Below are 17213 nucleotides of genomic sequence, written 5' to 3'. Positions count from 1 at the left end.
ATCCGGTAAACCGGCATAACGTATGTATCACATATGTTCAGAATGCAAACAGCCGGAAACACACGTGTTCCGGCTAGTTTACATTGATTAGTCAGGTTCGAATACTATTAAAGAGCTGGTATCCGTAGTACCTGCCCGGGATATATCTCATCCGGATCTTTAAGCATAGGCTTGTTCGCTTCAAAAATGGCCGGGTACTTCATCATATCACCATAATACTGCTTAGCTATCTTTGACAGCGTATCCCCTTTTTCAACAGTATGGAATTTCGACTGCTCTTTGGGCTCGACAATATTCATCCGGTTGTCTACGGTGGCTACTCCCTCTACATTGCCAAGAGCCAGGGCTATTTTTTCCATGTCTTCCTGCTTGGCTACTTCACCTTCAAGGACCACCGTATCTCCCATTGTCTTTACAGTAAGCTTATTATAATTTAAGCCCAACTGCTTTACATAGTTAAGTAGTTCGCTGGCCCGCAGAGGCTCTACCTCGTTGGCCTTTTCGGGCGTTGGAGCGGCAACGTGTTCATTTTTTAATACTTTTTTACCTCCTCCTTTAAGAAATGAAAATAGTCCCATAGTAACAGTTTGGTAGTTTAGTGGACATTAAACAATATGAACCAGTTAGCTTTTACAACAGTAAACAGCTTCTGGCTTAATTGGTATAAAAATGTCGTGCCTGCTGCACCTTAAACTCACTACTCGGGGTATTCCCGGCCAGCGCCAGTACAGGTACCTGAGCTTCACAAACAAGCCTGCGGGTCAAGCTACGCCCGAGCAGTATATCCAGAAGAGCTTTATGGTGCGATATCATCACGAGCAGGTCCGAGGGATGTTTATCAAGGTAACTTAGGATTCCGGCGGCAGTATTTCGTTCTGTAATGAAGCACTGCCTGATTTGCTCGCCCCGGAAGTAGTTATTGTACTCCCCGATCCTATTTACCTTAAATGGTACCGGCGACTGCCCCGGCCCCATAACGGTAAGGCAGGTAATACGGGCACTGAACTTATGAGCCAGCTCAGTAATCTGCTTATATACCTTCATAGAACCGGATTCACTGTAATCCGTAGCGATGACTATTTCCCGGAGTTGTTGCTGTGGGGCGGGCAGAGGAACCGTAAGTACATGGTTGGACAACTTACGGATCAGAGCAGTAGCTACACTACCCACTACTGAGCTTTTGCCGGCTCTGGAGGTACCCAGTACCACCAGATCGAAGTGTTCAAGTTCACAGACCAGCTCTACCATTGCCACCACCGGTCCGGGTAGTACCCTTAGATCATACGTATGGGTAAGACGCCGGGAGGAATTCAGAAGGGGCTGCATGAATGCCTCTATCCGTGCCTGCGCCTTTTGGAAAGCATCCTCTTTTATAATATGATAAAGTGTATCCGGGGGAGGTGAGTAGCAGTGTAAAACGGTAAATTCGCAGAAGTCAGTGCTATACAGTGATGACACATAGGTAAAAGCATGAGCAGAAGCTTCTGAAAAATCTGTGAGTAGTAATATCTTTTTCATAATTTGGCTTAACGACATCTGTGTATTACAAACGTAATGATGCCAGCCAAACTAGATTATGATCGCTATCAAGGGCCATTATTGATATAAATCACCTTTTATGAAAGTAGCTGTTTTCAGTACCAAGAACTACGACCGCACGTACTTTGACCGTTATAATACGATTCATCAGTTTACATACTTTGACAATAAACTGGATGCCCGCTCGGCCTCTCTGGTAGCCGGCTCGGAGGCTGTATGTGCTTTTGTCAATGATACCCTCGACAGTAACGTACTGGAGATACTTTCGGAACATGGTATCAGAATCATAGCTTTACGGTCGGCCGGATTTAATAACGTAGATCTGGATGCAGCCAGACGCTTTGGTATAGCCGTAGTACGGGTACCGGCTTATTCACCCCATGCCGTAGCGGAGCATGCCGTAGCCCTGATCCTGACCCTCAACCGCAAGACACATAAGGCATACAACCGGGTGCGGGAGGGCAATTTCTCGCTGGAAAGACTGGAAGGCTTCGATCTGAACCAGAAGACGGTTGGTGTAGTAGGTACCGGCAAAATCGGACAGGTATTCATACAGATCATGCGTGGATTTGGCTGTAAAATACTGGCGTTTGATCCCTATCCCAATGAGCAGCTTATCAGGGAGGGTGTAGAGTATATATCCAAAGAATCTTTATTGAATCAATCCGACATCATATCGCTACACTGTCCGCTTACACCCGAAACGCATCATTTCATTAATGAAGAGGCTCTTAGGCACATAAAGCCGGGCATGATGCTCATCAATACCAGCCGGGGAGCACTCATAGACACCCAATCGGTTGTACATGCGCTAAAAAGCAAGCAGCTAGGGTATCTGGCTATAGATGTGTATGAGCAGGAAGCTGACTTCTTCTTCCGCGACCTCTCCGACTCCATCATCGATGACGACCTGCTGATGCGCCTGCTTACATTCCCCAATGTACTTATCACATCACACCAGGGCTTCTTCACGGACGAGGCACTCACCCAGATAGCCCAGACGACACTAGCCAATCTGACTGCTTACGAACAGGGAAATTATATAGATGCCAATACCCTCATCAGAGTCTAGTACCGATGCGGCCGAGTTTGCTGTACAGCCAGCCTCCCATACCAATCATAATCAGCATAATAAGGGCAGGGAATAATCCCCACTTGACTAGATTGGCAATTGAGGCAAGTTGAGCTATACCCTCATTTTGTGCAGGAAATCCGGATAGCATTGTTAGTATACCGATGTTTTCCAGGTAGTCGGCTAGCATTACCATCAGGGGTAGCAGGTTTAGCTTTCGCCAGATACTTCCTACCGGGAAAAGTCGCTCGAAGAAGCACGATATTAAAAGAACAGAGCTTGCGGTGTACACGATCGGATACAGACTATCGGCTAGTAGCTCGGTCCACCAGTACACCTGCCTGCCATTTTCTCCCAAAGCCAGCAGATATGCATAGGCTTCGCCGGGTGTAAACCCAAAGCGTATATCCAGCGGATCCAGTGCCGGTTCTACCTTCATTTGGCCCTGAAGCGCTGGAAAAACCCACCCAACAAATACAATAAATATCGTTAGAAATAAAAGTATACTACGTACCGTAGCTTTGTCATAGAACCACTTTGAAAGTAGAGAAAAGGTATACATAGGTCTGATAAGAGAAGTATGTTTTTGAGATAAAGAGGGTAGTAAAAACTCCAATTATACTTTTTATTGTAACTGCGCCTCCCTTTTATGTCAAAAATTTTATAATTAATTTATTATCAGAATGATCTCTACCATCAACGCTCCCCTCCCGACTGTTGTAAGCGGTAGCCAATATAAGCACACCCACCGTCCGCTCGTGGCTATTGACTGTATTGTGTTTGGGTACGACGAAGAAGTTGGGTTACAGCTATTGCTTGTAAAACGGCATCTTGATCCCGAAAAAGGCAGATGGGCTCTAATGGGAGGACTGCTGGATGATAATGAGAATCTGGATCAGGCGGCCCAGCGTATTCTGTACCGCCTCACCGGCATGACGAACGTATACCTGGAAGAACTGAAAGTATTCAGTCACAGTGACAGGGACCCCGTTGAGCGCACAATTTCGGTTACCTATACTGCCCTGGTCAATATACATAACTACGAGCACCAGATCACGGATGAGTTTGAAGCCCGGTGGTTTCCTACGTCCAGCTTTCCGGAGCTTATTTTTGACCATAACGAAATGGTACGCTTTGCCAAGCAACAACTAAAATACAAGGCAAACCTGCACCCCATCGGATTCGAACTACTACCCGAACGATTTACATTTACGCAGCTTCGCAAGCTGTACGATGCTATCTACGAAACGCAACTGGACAAGGGGAACTTCCGCCGGATGATGCTGGCTACCGGCCTGCTGGTCCGTCTCAAAGAGAAAGACAAAACCAGTTCGAAAAAGGGAGCCTACTTCTACCAGCTGGATACTGATAAGTACACAACGAAGCTGAACAACTTCTACCTATAGACTTATTACGAGTCGTCACTAACGCATTGACCTAATAGCAAAGCGTCCTGCCCTTCGATCGAGGTAGGACGTTTTTTTTATGCCTTTACCTACCTCATTTTAACCACATTAAAAAAATATTAAAAAAAGTTAATCTGACGCTTATTATAAAAAGTGCCTTTAACTCTTATTAGTATATATACTTTAGTTGAAAAGACTTAATGGTTGGTTAATCGGTAATATCCAGAAGGCTTCTGTACCTGCGGAAGCCTTCTGTAATAGCTTGAAAATAGATTCCTCACCAGCAAAAGCAGTTTTAAAAAGTCCGGATATGATTAACTATAAGGATACCCTGGATGATGTGTACCTGTGGAAAGAGTTTAAAAACAGCGATAGAAAAGCGTTTGGACTAATTTACAATCAATACAACTATACCCTCCTACAGTACGGCAAAAAGCTCGGGGCTGACAGTATGGTCGTGCAGGATGCCATACACGACTTGTTTGTAGATCTGTGGAAGATGCGTCAGAACCTGGCCGAAGAAGTAGCCGTACCCTATTACCTGTGCCGATCACTGCGCCGCCGACTACACCTACAGCAGAAAGGAGCTATGTCGGCCGTGGATGATCAGCTCGAACTTTCCTTGTTCTCAGTATGCCACGAGTCGGAGATCATCAACCGGGAAATATCCGAACGGCAAAGCCAGTTCCTGACCTCGGCCCTCTGCCTCTTGTCAAAGCGGGAGCGGGAAGTGGTTCAGCTCCGGTTCTTCCAGAATAAGTCGGTACGTGAGGTGGGAGAACTACTTTCAATCCGGGAGCAAACAGTACGCAACCTGATGCAGCGCGCCCTGATCAAGATACGCTCACGGGTACCTACTTCACTACTTGACTAAATGCGCGGATCATAATAGTACCTCCTCAAATGGGCTAGTACTTACAGGTGAGTTTTTAACAAGACGCAAAAAATGATAGTTTTGTGGAGGGTGTATCCCCGAACCTACCTGCAATTACCTACCAATGAACCGCTCCCAAAACCTGCACCGCTTACAAGAAGACCAGTTTGATATTTGTATTATTGGCGGTGGCGCCAGCGGTACGGGTTGCGCTCTGGATGCCGCCCTACGCGGTTATAAGGTAGCTCTGATCGAAAAGCAGGATTTCGCTTCCGAAACATCATCACGTTCTACCAAGCTGATCCACGGCGGAGTTCGTTATCTTGAGCAGGCCTTTCGCAACCTGGACCTGGCCCAGCTCAAGCAGGTACGCCACGGACTCGAAGAGCGTCATATTGTATTAAAAAACGCGCCTCACCTGGCTCGTCCGCTTGCCCTGCTTACACCCGTTTCGTCCTGGTTGGATGGCGTTTACTTCAGCATTGGCCTGAGGCTGTACGACCTGTTTGCCCAGCAGGACTCTTTACCCAAAAGTAGATGGTTGAGCAAGCAGGAGGTTATGAGGCGCATGCCTACCCTGGACCCAAACAAACTCCATAGTGCTGTACTCTACTACGACGGTCAACTGGACGATGCCCGTTACTGCCTGGCCTTGGCTCAGTCAGCCCAGGAGGCGGGAGCTACGGTAGTCAACCATACTTCGGTGCTGGGATTTGAAAAAGATAGTAAGGGCAACCTTACCGCCGCGCAGGTACATGATGAAATGGGGGGTACCAGGTATAGAGTAAAAGCTAAAATATTTGTCAACTGCACTGGTCCCTACGCTGACCATATTCGCCTGATGGCCAATGTAGCCCTCCCCAGACGCATCCGCCCTAGCAAGGGAGTACATATAGTACTACCCAAAGAGGTACTTCAGAGTGAAGATGCCATGCTGATCCCCAAGACCAGCGACGGCCGGGTGGTTTTTGCCATTCCCTTCGGAGATGAGCTGCTAGTAGGTACTACGGATACGGAGTACAATCAACTGGATAAAGAGCCACTCCTGAATAAAGCTGAGGTCGACTTCCTAATCAATACTCTTACTCCCTATCTGGCTACTACGCCCCGGCCGGATCAGGTAAAAGCGGGATTTGGAGGGTTGCGACCACTCCTGGCGGCTGATCCAAGCAAAGCCACCAAACGCCTGACCCGAGACCATGAAGTAGAGCACGACCCCGCCTCTAACCTAGTGAGTCTGCTGGGAGGCAAATGGACTACCTACCGCCTGATGGCAAAGGACACCATCGATGAAGTAGACCAGCTCTTGGGTCAGGAGCGGCTCTGCCGAACTGATGAGTATGTACTAGTAGGTGGAGAAGGCTATACGTCGGATAGCTGGCAAAAGCTCAAAGCTATATATGGACTACCTGATGAAACCTGTCAGCACCTATCCCACAGATACGGTGATCGTGCGGAGAAAGTAGCGGACCTGGTACAGGCTACCCCTTCCCTAGGTGAAAGATTACTCCCCAATTATCCCTTCATACAGGCAGAAGTAATCTACACCACGCAGGAAGAGATGGCTATTACCCCGCGTGATGTACTGGCCCGCCGTATGCGGCTGGAAATCATGAGCTGGAAAGATACCCTGGCTTGCCTTCCGGTAGTAGCTGGCCTGATGGCGCAGGTACTGGGGTGGAGCGACACGACCAGACAACAGATGATAGATAGCTACGCCACTCAGCTCACTACCTTTATAGAGGAAGCCAGCGCTTAGGCTGGCTTTACTCCTCCTCCATCAGCTCTTTCAGGATCTTCTGCGCAGCTATGGAAATAATAGTACCCGGTCCGAACACGCCTTTCACCCCGGCATCGTACAGGAACTGGTAGTCCTGCGCCGGTATGACGCCCCCGGCTATGACCATAATATCCTCCCGACCCAGTTTTTGGAGTTCTTCGATCAGTTGCGGCACGAGGGTCTTATGTCCGGCCGCCAGACTGGAGGCTCCTACTACGTGTACATCATTCTCGGCAGCCTGACGTGCTACCTCTTCCGGCGTCTGGAACAGTGGTCCCATGTCTACGTCAAAACCCAGATCGGCAAAACTGGTCGCAATAACCTTAGCTCCCCGATCATGCCCGTCCTGACCCATTTTGGCAACCATGATACGGGGACGGCGGCCTTCCATTCTGGCAAACTTGTCGGCCATCTCTTTAGCGAGACGGAAGTTTTCGTCATCCGACACTTCCGCTTTATATACTCCTGACACAGATCTTATAACAGCTTTATATCTTCCAAATACTTTCTCCATGGCATCCGATATCTCTCCCAGAGTAGCCCGCTTGCGAGCCGCATCGACAGCCAGCGCCAGCAGGTTGCTGTCCATATCGGTACCTCCCTGTTCGGTACAGGCCTGGGTAATAGCCGCCAGGGCAGCCTCTACCTCCAGCTGATTACGCTCCGCTCTTACCCTTTCTAGCCGGGCTATCTGGGATAAGCGTACTGCTTGGTTATCTATTTCCAGTATATCAATGGTTTCTTCCGACTCCGGCCGGTACTTATTCACTCCTACGATCACATCTTTTCCTGAGTCAATACGAGCCTGCTTCCGGGCCGCCGCCTCTTCGATCCGCATTTTGGGAAGACCCGTCTCGATAGCCTTCGTCATACCGCCCAGTTGCTCCACTTCCTCAATTAGTGCCCAGGCGCGCTCGGCCAGTTCTTTGGTCAGGTACTCAACGTAATACGAACCTCCCCAGGGGTCCACCACTCGGGTTATATCGGTTTCGTGCTGCAGAAAGAGTTGGGTGTTTCGGGCAATACGGGCCGAGAAATCGGTAGGGAGTGCAATGGCCTCGTCCAGCGAATTAGTATGCAGCGACTGTGTATGCCCCAGTACTGCTGCCATCGCCTCCACGCAGGTACGGGTGACGTTGTTGAATGGGTCCTGCTCGGTGAGGCTGTACCCGCTGGTCTGGCAGTGAGTCCGTAGCGCCATGGATTTGCTTTTCTTTGGCAGGAACTGCTGCACAATCTTAGCCCACAGCAGCCGCCCGGTCCGAAGCTTGGCGATCTCCATGAAGTGGTTCATACCAATCCCCCAGAAGAAGGACAGACGCGGGGCGAAGTCGTCTATATCCATCCCTGCGTTTAGTCCGGTACGTATGTACTCAAGTCCATCGGCCAGAGTGTAAGCTAGCTCGATGTGGGCAGGAGCTCCCGCCTCGTGCATATGGTACCCGCTGATACTTATTGAGTTAAAGCGGGGCATCAGACGTGAGGAGTAGGCAAAGATATCCCCCACGATACGCATAGACGGAGCGGGCGGATAAATATAAGTATTGCGTACCATGAACTCCTTCAGGATGTCATTCTGTATAGTACCCGACAGCTTCTCCGTGGATACGCCCTGCTCCTCAGCCGCAACAATGTAGAAGGCCATGATGGGTAGTACCGCTCCGTTCATAGTCATGGACACCGACATCTGATCCAGCGGAATCTGGTCGAAGAGAATCTTCATATCCTCCACGCTATCGATAGCTACCCCGGCTTTGCCGACATCGCCTACTACGCGAGGGTGATCCGAGTCGTAGCCCCGGTGCGTAGCCAGGTCAAAGGCTACGGAAAGGCCCTTCTGACCGGCCGCCAGGTTACGACGGTAGAAGGCATTTGACTCCTCAGCCGTCGAAAATCCGGCGTACTGCCGAATGGTCCATGGCTTCTGGACGTACATGGTACTATATGGTCCGCGCAGGAAAGGAGGGGTGCCGGCCGAATAGTGCAGATGAACGGCTTCGGCTATATGTTCAGGAGTATAGGCCGGTTGCAGTTTGATACCTTCGGCCGTAGGAAAAGGCTTACCGGAGGGACTTGCCGTCTTGGCAGTAGCTTGTTGTTGATGAAGTGGTATATCGGAAAAGTCAGGTTTCATCCTCTTAATTTTTAAAATAATGCCAACTTAAACGGAAGCATTGGCTAATTGACGCTTCACCAATAGCCTCAACCCGGAAGCCGTCGGGGGAGTATCAGTAAGGGCTTTAGTAGCGTTGCTTTCTCCTGGCTCATCGACACGGTACTTGTTTACTCCTACCATGATCTTTCCGCTTTTCAGTGATTGGCTCTTTGCCTCCCATGCTTTCTCTATCTCATCCTGAATCCATCCCTTTTCAAAAGCGGTAACTACGCCTCCCTCCTTCTCTACCTGCTGAAAAAGCGACCAAGCGGTATCAGCCAGTTGCAGGGTAAGTGTCTCAATGAAATAAGCCCCCGCTGCCGGATCGGCAACTTTATCAATATGCCCTTCCTCTTTCAAAATAAGGGAAACATTGCGGGCAATCCGCTCCGAAAAGTCACTGGGCTGACGAAATGTAGCGTCATACGCATGTATGGTCAGGGCGTCGCAGCCACCTACGGCGGCACTCATTGCCTCTGAGGTAGCCCGCAGCATATTAGTATGGGGTGTTACCGATGCATCATAAAAGGCTGAATTACGAGTATGAATGTAGGCCTGGGCTGATTCAACCGGAAGTTTATAAGCATCCGTCACCTTTCTGAACAGGTACCTGAGGGCTCTCAGTTTGGCAATCTCGGTTAGGTAATCAGTCCCAATTGAGAGGGAGAGATAGAGCTTGCTCACCACCTGCTGCGCCGACAGGCCAGCCTCCGTCAGCTGATCCAGGTACCACACCGCCGACGCCAGCGTATAGGCCAGCTCCTGCACTACGTTGGCTCCAGCCTCATGAAAGGCATGCCCACTGACCATGAGGGGGCGAAAAGCCGGCATATCTTTGGTAAGAGCGATGACTTCTGCCAGTTGCTCCACACCGGATAGGTAGTTCCTTCCAGTCTGCATCCAATTGGCTACCGCATCAGTTGCAATCCCTCCTTTCAGATGGTAGCCCGATACTTGAAGTAGTTCCTGGGTCAGGGGCAGTACCCCATCCTCTGTATCAAATACCACCGGGGTATCTGTGAGGCGGATATTGTGTAAGGTCTTATGCAAATCACTACCAGCTAGCTGTTGGCCTCTAACCAGCAGCCACACAGCATCAGCCCCGGCAGACAGGACTTTATGTATCTGACTATTAGTATCTTTTGGTGTAGAAAAATAGATGATCGGCTGCGTTACCCATCCGGGCAGGCGCTTCTGACTACGCTGTACATCCGCAATCCGCGGATCAGTCATATCGGAGGCTGTATAGTAAGGCTCCATGCTGATTGAGTCCGTCACCTTCCACTGCAAATCAGTGTAAGGAGTACCACCCAAGTCCTTCTCTACCTGTCTGCGCCAGTCCTCTTTGTTTGTCGGTTCGAATGATGAAAATAAAGATTGTTTCATGTTTATGGGCAGGGAAAAAATATGTTCCCTACTAAATATTTGTTTAACAAAGCTACAAATTAGAGATTACATTTTTTTAACAACTTAATACACAGAAGCAAAGCGTGCTTCCATACCGTAGGATTATTCCTTTAGTTTCAAAACCCCGCTTGTTTAAGCTATTTACTAATTGTAAATTCATCTCGCTTTATACTTCCAGCTGTATCTATTTTTTTATCTTTGCCCTCCCGAAAAAATATGACACCTGATTACGTAAGCTTTACTTTGGAAAAAGTTACCTCACATAGAGATGTAGACATGGTATGGGATAAGTGCCTACGGGTTATTCAGGAGAATATCCCGGACCAGAGCTATAAGACCTGGTTTGAGCCTATCCGCCCCCTACGTCTCCATGGCAAAGTACTTACGATCCAGGTACCCAGTCAATTTTTTTACGAATGGCTGGAAGATAACTACGTTCACCTGCTCCGCAAAGCACTGGACTACTCCATCGGTCGGGATGGTATGCTTGAGTACTCCATCATCGTTGATACCGGTAACGAAAAGCACCAGCCGCTGACGATGAACGTCCCGACGGCCAAGACACCCCAAACTGCCCGTCCGGATAACTTCGGTACCGATCTGCGTAATGCCAACAACCAGGTTAAAGATCAGGATTCGCTCCAGCTAGACACCTACCTCAATGGCAACTACTCCTTCGATAACTTTATAGAAGGAGACTGTAATCGTCTGGCTCGCTCAGCGGGCTTCGCGGTAGCCCAGCGACCTGGCCTTACTTCTTTTAACCCCCTTATGGTATATGGAGGTGTAGGACTGGGTAAGACGCACCTGGTACAGGCCATCGGTAACTACATCCGGAATCATTTCAACGATAAGCTGGTACTGTATGTTTCGTCGGAGAAGTTTACGAACCAGTTTATCAACTCCATCAGGAACAATACCCTGCAGGAGTTCACGGACTTCTACATGAAGGTAGATGTGCTGGTGATTGACGACGTGCAGTTCCTGTCAGGCAAAGAAAAGACACAAGATACCTTCTTCCATATATTTAACCACCTGCACCAGCTGGGCAAGCAGATCGTCATGACCAGTGACCGTCCGCCGCGCGAGCTGCAGGGCCTACAGGACCGCCTCTTGTCACGGTTTAAGTGGGGACTTACTGCCGATCTGCAGACACCTGACTTCGAAACGCGTATCGCCATTATCCAGAAGAAGCTTCAGTCTGAAGGAATAAATATTGATTATGATGTAATCGAGTACGTAGCGCATAGTGTTAACTCCAACGTACGTGAGTTGGAAGGAGTGATTATATCCCTGATGGCGCAGGCCTCGCTTACCCGCCGCGAAATAGACGTAGAGCTGGCTAAGAATACGCTCCGGAATATCGTGATGGACGAGGAGAAGGAAGTGACCATCGATACCATCCAGGAGATCGTAGCCGACTACTTCGAGATCAGTATCGCTGACCTTAAGAGCAAGAGCCGCAAAAAAGAAAACGTGTACCCCCGTCAGCTGGCGATGTTCCTGGCCAAAGAGTATACCGATCTACCTCTCAAATCCATCGGCTACCATTTTGGCGGTCGTGACCATAGTACGGTTATTCACTCCATCCAGAGTATCCACGAGCTCATGGGCAACGACTCTGACGTGGAGGAAACCGTTCAGAAACTACGCAGCTACTTCAAGTAGAAACCCCGGCCGGTGACTACTCCCCTACTACTTTGCCGCTCACAAATTGATACACAACGCTGGGATCAGCTTATAGCGCAGTCCCAGCAACAGGTCGTGTACGGGTACAGCTGGTACCTTGATGTAGTGTCACCCGGCTGGTCGGCGCTGGTGTGGCCTCAGGAGGGAGACTATCAGATAGTAATGCCCCTACCCATCCGGAAAAAGTGGGGCATGTTAGTTATCCAGCAGCCGTTCTTCTGTCAGTACCTGGGACTGTTTTCAGCCTCTCCTCTTTCCAAGGATGTTACTGACTCTTTTTTGCGGGCACTTGACCGGCACTTCCGCTACATCAGCAGCTACTCATTCCATCCTGACAACACACCTCTGCTTCCTGAATTACTCTCTGCCTATCCCAACTTCCACCCCCAGCCGCTTCATACGCACTGGCTATCGCTTAATCAGCCCTACTCTGCTATTAAAGATAATTACAGTCAGGACCGGAAAAAGAATCTGAAGCGCGCCAATAAAGTAAACTGGAAGATAACTGAGCAGAAAGATATAGTACCTTTGATAAATCTTTTCCGCAACTACCACGCGCAGCGCATACAGGGAGGCGTCAGTGAAAAGGCCTACGAACTGTTAAAATCCCTGTACACGGAGCTTCAAGAGAGAGGGTTGGCAAAGGTACTTTATGCCGGATCAGAGAGTGAGACGCATGCGGGAGTGATGCTGGTCGAAGAAGGGAATAAAGTCATCTACCTGTTCAATGCAGCAGACCCAACGGGAAGAAAACAAAATGCCCGCACGTACCTGCTGGATCAGTACCTGCGGGACAATGCAGACCGGGAAAGGGTATTTGATTTTGAAAGTCCATACGTACCTGGAATCGCTGACTACTACCGGAGCTTTGGCGCGGATGAAAAGGAATTCTACAGCATCAGGAAAAACAGGCTGCCTTTTCCGCTGCAGGAGATCCAGGAATGGCGTATCAGGCGAGCTACTACATCCAGTTAGGCTCCATTTTCAGGCCCTTATAGCTCTTAATGTCCATATCCAGCGAACCGATTACCAGTTCGACTTCTGCCTTAACGGGTATTTTATTGTCATCATCAGATACCCAAAGAGTCATGGGGTTCTCGCCCTTGAACAGCTTGTTATCCGGTATAAAGGGAACCAGTTTTAAAACCTTTATTTTACCAAACTTCGTCTTTACCTCACTTTTTCCCCCGTACCGTATCCGAAGTTTATATACCTCTCCATCAAAAAAGGTAGGTACCTCCACTACTTCACCCACGCCTATCCGGCTAAAATCCAGCGTACGCAGGAAGAAGTAGCCACTGATGATATCGTGGATATTGTTGGGTACTTTGTACGATTTTTGCTGGTCTTTGTCGAATGCCGTATTACTATTATGATTAAAAACCACCGTTTCTTCCTTGCGGTAGTTATTTTCCTGAATGTTACGGTAGAACATATGGGGCAGGATGGCCGACGTATCAATATAAGAACGCCACTGGTCACGCACCCGCGTAATCATATCGAAGGCACCGACGGTCTTGCCGGTTACGTTGACGCGGTAGCAGGGGCGGTTGTTCACTGAGACCACAGAGCGGGCTACCTCTACTTTTGCCTCGGCTGCATTAATAAAGCCGTAGTGGACACGGTAGTCAATCCTTTCGCCTTTTATAAAGCTTTCATTCTGAACGGCTTTATGTCCATTAAAAGGGGCAAAAGCTACGGTGGCTAAGGAAACTATGGTAAGTAGTACAATAATTTTCAGCTTATTCATGGCTCAATTTCAGTTGTTCACAACGACGGGTACTTCTCTTTCAGATAAGCCAAATACCTTTTAAAATCTCCACCAAATCGCTTCTCAAACTCCTCCTGGAAGGTATTCTGTTGGGACTTATACGTCTGGAACCCAATAAAATACGCGTTGTTAGGAAGTTTAGTTTCATCCCAACGCCTTTTTCTAGACAACGAACGGGGTCCACCAAGTAGTGTATCCAGGTCAAATACGATGTCTCTTATCAGCCGAAACTTGAGCGTATCCTTCTGCGCAGTAGGTTGCTGGTTAGGGAAAGTCGCGTAGAGACTATCCAGTCGCTTAGCTCCTCTGAGTATGTGCTGTGAGTAGGCATCATTGTACCGCTTGGAGTACTGGTACCTTTTAAGCTGCGGCGAATCTGGTCCGTACTTCTGGTTCAGGAAGCGCACCGCTCCCACGTCTCCCACGAAGGAGGCCAGGTTTTCATTCAGCTCAAGATTATTCTTTACAAACAAAGTACCATGTGTTAGTTCGTGCAGGATCAGGCTGGCCAGGCTCCCCTCTGTCCGGTTAAGCATACTGGAAAGAATCGGATCTTTGAGATATCCCAGCGTCGACCAGGCTGATACTTCTCCTATATCAGTATCCAAACCTTCCCTGATCATTTCAGCTTCTTCACGGGCGGCGCGGGTAGAGTCAAAGTAGCCTTTATAGGCAAAACTCCCAATGATTGGAAAGCTCCACTCCCGGGCGTTGAGCTTGTACCGGTCCGAAGCCGTCAGTACCCACAGGATGGGCTTTCCGCCCTGGTCATAAAAGGTAGTGTAATTTTCGGAAGGATTGAGGCCCAGGGAATCCACCCCAAACTGTTTGATCTCCTCGATCAATCGTATGCGGGCTTTTAGTGAATCCGGAAAGGAAGGGTCGCTAAGTACTTCCGACACATCCCGTACATTGGCCAGTATACTGAGCTGTCCTTTGGCCTGCATCCAGCCGTAGCTGACCAGATCACGGTAGTAGATTCCAAGGGCTAGAAGTATCAGTACAAGGGCCAGAAGTATTTTTTTGAACATGAAGGAATAGAGAGAGTGTTTCCCAAAATTTGTAAATACTAGCTTAACAACCAAAAAAAGAAGGTCCGGTTCAAAATCCGGACCTTTTGCCTGGCCTCATAGTAGTAACGAAACCCGCTCAAATGTGATTGCACCCATCTCCCTGCTACATGTAGTTCAGGTCGTTGTTAGGTTTTAACTTGATGATCTTTAAGGCATTCAGGAGCAGGATAAACGGGTACGTCGGATCAAACTCATGCCACTTAAAGCCAAAATTAGCACGTCCGCCGTACTTGTGGTGGTTGTTGTGGTACGACTCGCCCATCATCAGGAAGTCGAAGGGTAGCAGGTTTTTGGCGGTATCATTCACCTTAAAGTTGACATAACCGTAGCGGTGAGCGTACCAGTTGATAATAACACCGTGTACGGGCCCCATCAGGAAGTGGATGGGCAGCAGCAGGAACATCCACCACTCGGTAGCAAACTGAATATAAAACAGTGCATAGACTACACCCCAGCCGATCCGGGACAGCCAGGAGTCACCTATACGTTCCATAAATGCCCAGTGAGGTACTCCCTTCTTGAACTTGGCAGCAATGTTGTCACGACGGTGTACGATGTTGTTGTAGTAGTTTTTAGTCTTCAACATCATGTCAAAAATATTTTTGGAGAACTCGGGCGAGTGCGGATCATCTTCGGTATCGGCGTGGGCATGGTGCAGCCGGTGCATGACTCCATAAGCATAGGGACTTAAAAAGGACGATCCCTGGAAAATCCAAGTCAGCGTATAGAAAAACTTCTCCCAGCCCGGGCTCATCGTAAATATCTTATGAGCGGCGTAGCGGTGCAGAAAGAAGGTTTGCATGAGAAGAGAAAGGTACCAGTGGGCAATGAAGAAGATCAGTATTTCCATAGGAGGTTCTTACAAAAAGATAATTTAAAAAAGTACAGGACAAATGTAATGGTACCCCTTTCGGCAAAAGATGAGGAATGTCAGTTCTCTGCAACTTTTTTCGGTTTTTTGGGGTAGTACATAAGGGCAGACACAGCCTCCTGAGACCCTGGTTTTGCCGGTATTGCCGGACTTGGTCTGGCAACTCGCAAGAGTAGCATAAACAGCTATACAGAAGGACGGGATACGGGTTAAAAACACAACTTATCCCTGACACACTTACCCAATCACTACCTGTTGTAATACAGTCATTTACACAAAAATTATAGCCTTTATATAGTGCAATAGAAGGGGCTGGCAAACGCTTATAAATTGCTGGTAAAAAAAGGGTTAAAAATGTGCGGGAAGTAGCGGCAAAAGCATTGGTTTTCTCAGCGAAAAAATGTAAATTTACATCAGAAAAAGTAAGAGTAACAGGCGGTTCTGGAAGTACCCGTAGCCGCTTTTTTTATGCAACAAACAAATCTTTCACACATCCTTTATGGCACAATCCGTAGATAAGGACAGCAAGCTAAAAGCCTTGCAAACTACGCTCGAAAAATTAGACAAAACCTTCGGTAAAGGCACCGTCATGCGCCTCAGCGACAGTAAGGTGCTGGATATTCCCGTTATTTCCACCGGTTCATTAGGACTGGACCTAGCGCTGGGAATCGGCGGAGTACCCCGTGGCCGTATCGTTGAAGTATACGGTCCCGAATCATCAGGTAAAACTACCCTGGCTATGCACTGCATCGCCGAAGCCCAGAAGAATGGTGGCCTGGCCGCTATCGTGGATGCTGAGCATGCCTTTGATCGCTCCTACGCCGAGAAACTAGGTATAGATACAAAAAACCTCCTCATTTCACAGCCTGACAGTGGTGAGCAGGCACTGGAAATCGCTGAGCACCTGATTAGCAGCGGTGCCATTGATATTATCGTGATTGACTCCGTAGCGGCCCTCGTACCCCGCGCTGAATTGGAAGGCGAAATGGGTGATAGCAAGATGGGTCTCCAGGCACGTCTGATGTCACAGGCGCTGCGTAAGCTTACCGGTGTCATCAACAAAACCGGCTGCTGCTGTATCTTCATCAACCAGCTTCGTGAGAAGATCGGTGTGATGTTTGGTAACCCTGAGACTACCACGGGTGGTAACGCTCTTAAGTACTATGCTTCGGTTCGTCTGGATATCCGTCGTGTGGGTCAGATCAAAGAAAGTGCCGATAACATCCTGGGTAACCGCACCCGTGTGAAGGTAGTGAAGAATAAACTCGCACCTCCATTCAAGGTAATTGAGTTCGACATCATGTACGGGGAAGGTATCTCTAAGGCTGGTGAAGTGATTGACCTGGCCGTAGAACTTGACATCATCAAAAAGTCTGGCTCATGGTTCAGCTACGAAGGCAATCGTCTCGGTCAGGGTCGTGATGCAGTGAAGCAGTTGATCAAAGATAATCCTGAGCTGATGGAAGAGCTTGAGAAAAAGCTCCGTGCTAAGGTAAATAATGATACAGAAGCACTTGTTGATACTTCCGAGCCTAACCTGGTAGATGACGGGGCACCGGAATAATATTTTCCAATC

General features: G+C 48.6%; 15 protein-coding genes. 7 read left to right on the top strand and 8 right to left on the bottom strand.

The genetic code is table 11. From position 1 onward, the window contains the following. Positions 1 to 107: 107 nt before the first annotated feature. Both lysM and JUB14_RS08630 read right to left on the bottom strand, forming a co-directional pair. Entirely contained in the window at positions 108 to 578 is a 471-nt protein-coding gene (gene lysM, locus JUB14_RS08635) for a peptidoglycan-binding protein LysM (RefSeq protein WP_207505458.1), read from the bottom strand. Positions 579 to 654: 76 nt separating this feature from the next. Next, positions 655 to 1518 carry a universal stress protein gene (locus JUB14_RS08630; protein ID WP_207505457.1) on the bottom strand — a complete coding sequence of 288 codons (864 nt, stop codon included), beginning with the start codon at positions 1516 to 1518 and terminating at the stop codon, positions 655 to 657. 100 nt (positions 1519 to 1618) lie between these two features. Between JUB14_RS08630 and JUB14_RS08625 the strand changes: the two genes are divergently transcribed. After that, entirely contained in the window at positions 1619 to 2611 is a 993-nt protein-coding gene (locus tag JUB14_RS08625) for a 2-hydroxyacid dehydrogenase (protein WP_207505456.1), read from the top strand. Here JUB14_RS08625 and JUB14_RS08620 read toward each other — a convergent pair. Next, the gene (locus tag JUB14_RS08620; protein ID WP_207505455.1) at positions 2601 to 3050 is read right to left on the bottom strand and encodes a hypothetical protein; all 450 of its coding nucleotides are present in this window, start codon (positions 3048 to 3050) and stop codon (positions 2601 to 2603) included. The genes JUB14_RS08625 and JUB14_RS08620 overlap by 11 nt on opposite strands. Before the next feature lie 244 nt (positions 3051 to 3294). On the opposite strand from JUB14_RS08620, the gene JUB14_RS08615 reads away from it, so the two are divergent. The 3 genes from JUB14_RS08615 to JUB14_RS08605 all read left to right on the top strand — a co-directional run bounded on the left by JUB14_RS08615 (position 3295) and on the right by JUB14_RS08605 (position 6650). Next, positions 3295 to 4017 (top strand): NUDIX hydrolase, encoded by a 723-nt coding sequence (locus JUB14_RS08615; protein WP_207505454.1) that lies wholly within the window; start codon positions 3295 to 3297, stop codon positions 4015 to 4017. Positions 4018 to 4327: 310 nt separating this feature from the next. Next, positions 4328 to 4891, top strand: coding sequence for an RNA polymerase sigma factor (locus JUB14_RS08610; RefSeq protein WP_207505453.1), 564 nt, complete (start codon positions 4328 to 4330; stop codon positions 4889 to 4891). A gap of 124 nt (positions 4892 to 5015) precedes the next feature. Further along, positions 5016 to 6650 carry a glycerol-3-phosphate dehydrogenase/oxidase gene (locus tag JUB14_RS08605; protein WP_207505452.1) on the top strand — a complete coding sequence of 545 codons (1635 nt, stop codon included), beginning with the start codon at positions 5016 to 5018 and terminating at the stop codon, positions 6648 to 6650. 7 nt (positions 6651 to 6657) lie between these two features. Here JUB14_RS08605 and scpA read toward each other — a convergent pair whose 3' ends face one another. Next, entirely contained in the window at positions 6658 to 8805 is a 2148-nt protein-coding gene (gene scpA / locus JUB14_RS08600) for a methylmalonyl-CoA mutase (protein WP_207505451.1), read from the bottom strand. Positions 8806 to 8832: 27 nt separating this feature from the next. Continuing rightward, positions 8833 to 10212 (bottom strand): methylmalonyl-CoA mutase family protein, encoded by a 1380-nt coding sequence (locus JUB14_RS08595; protein WP_207505450.1) that lies wholly within the window; start codon positions 10210 to 10212, stop codon positions 8833 to 8835. 297 nt (positions 10213 to 10509) lie between these two features. On the opposite strand from JUB14_RS08595, the gene dnaA reads away from it, so the two are divergent. Together dnaA and JUB14_RS08585 are read left to right on the top strand one after the other, a co-directional pair. Beyond that, a complete protein-coding gene (dnaA, locus tag JUB14_RS08590; RefSeq protein ID WP_229367711.1) occupies positions 10510 to 11901 on the top strand; it encodes a chromosomal replication initiator protein DnaA in 1392 nt (463 codons plus the stop codon). A 12-nt stretch (positions 11902 to 11913) separates the two neighbouring features. Then, entirely contained in the window at positions 11914 to 12897 is a 984-nt protein-coding gene (locus JUB14_RS08585) for a GNAT family N-acetyltransferase (protein WP_207505448.1), read from the top strand. On the opposite strand, the gene JUB14_RS08580 is transcribed toward JUB14_RS08585, so the two are convergent. From JUB14_RS08580 to JUB14_RS08570, 3 genes are all read right to left on the bottom strand, one after another. Then, on the bottom strand, positions 12884 to 13672 hold the full coding sequence (locus JUB14_RS08580; RefSeq protein ID WP_207505447.1) for a DUF3108 domain-containing protein: 789 nt from the start codon (positions 13670 to 13672) through the stop codon (positions 12884 to 12886). The two genes, JUB14_RS08585 and JUB14_RS08580, sit on opposite strands and share 14 nt — an antisense overlap. Positions 13673 to 13689: 17 nt before the next feature. Further along, complete coding sequence (locus JUB14_RS08575; protein WP_207505446.1) at positions 13690 to 14724, bottom strand: aminopeptidase; 1035 nt, start codon at positions 14722 to 14724, stop codon at positions 13690 to 13692. A gap of 145 nt (positions 14725 to 14869) precedes the next feature. Next, positions 14870 to 15616, bottom strand: coding sequence for an acyl-CoA desaturase (locus JUB14_RS08570; protein ID WP_207505445.1), 747 nt, complete (start codon positions 15614 to 15616; stop codon positions 14870 to 14872). Between the two features lie 520 nt (positions 15617 to 16136). Here JUB14_RS08570 and recA point away from each other — a divergent pair. Further along, positions 16137 to 17201, top strand: coding sequence for a recombinase RecA (gene recA / locus JUB14_RS08565; protein ID WP_207505444.1), 1065 nt, complete (start codon positions 16137 to 16139; stop codon positions 17199 to 17201). Positions 17202 to 17213 lie beyond the last annotated feature (12 nt).

Origin of the sequence: Telluribacter humicola (genome assembly GCF_017355935.1) — a bacterium.
Lineage (GTDB): Bacteria > Bacteroidota > Bacteroidia > Cytophagales > Spirosomataceae > Telluribacter > Telluribacter humicola.
The sequence above is the reverse complement of the archived record's forward strand: the minus strand, read 5'-3'. Positions and strand labels throughout refer to the sequence as shown.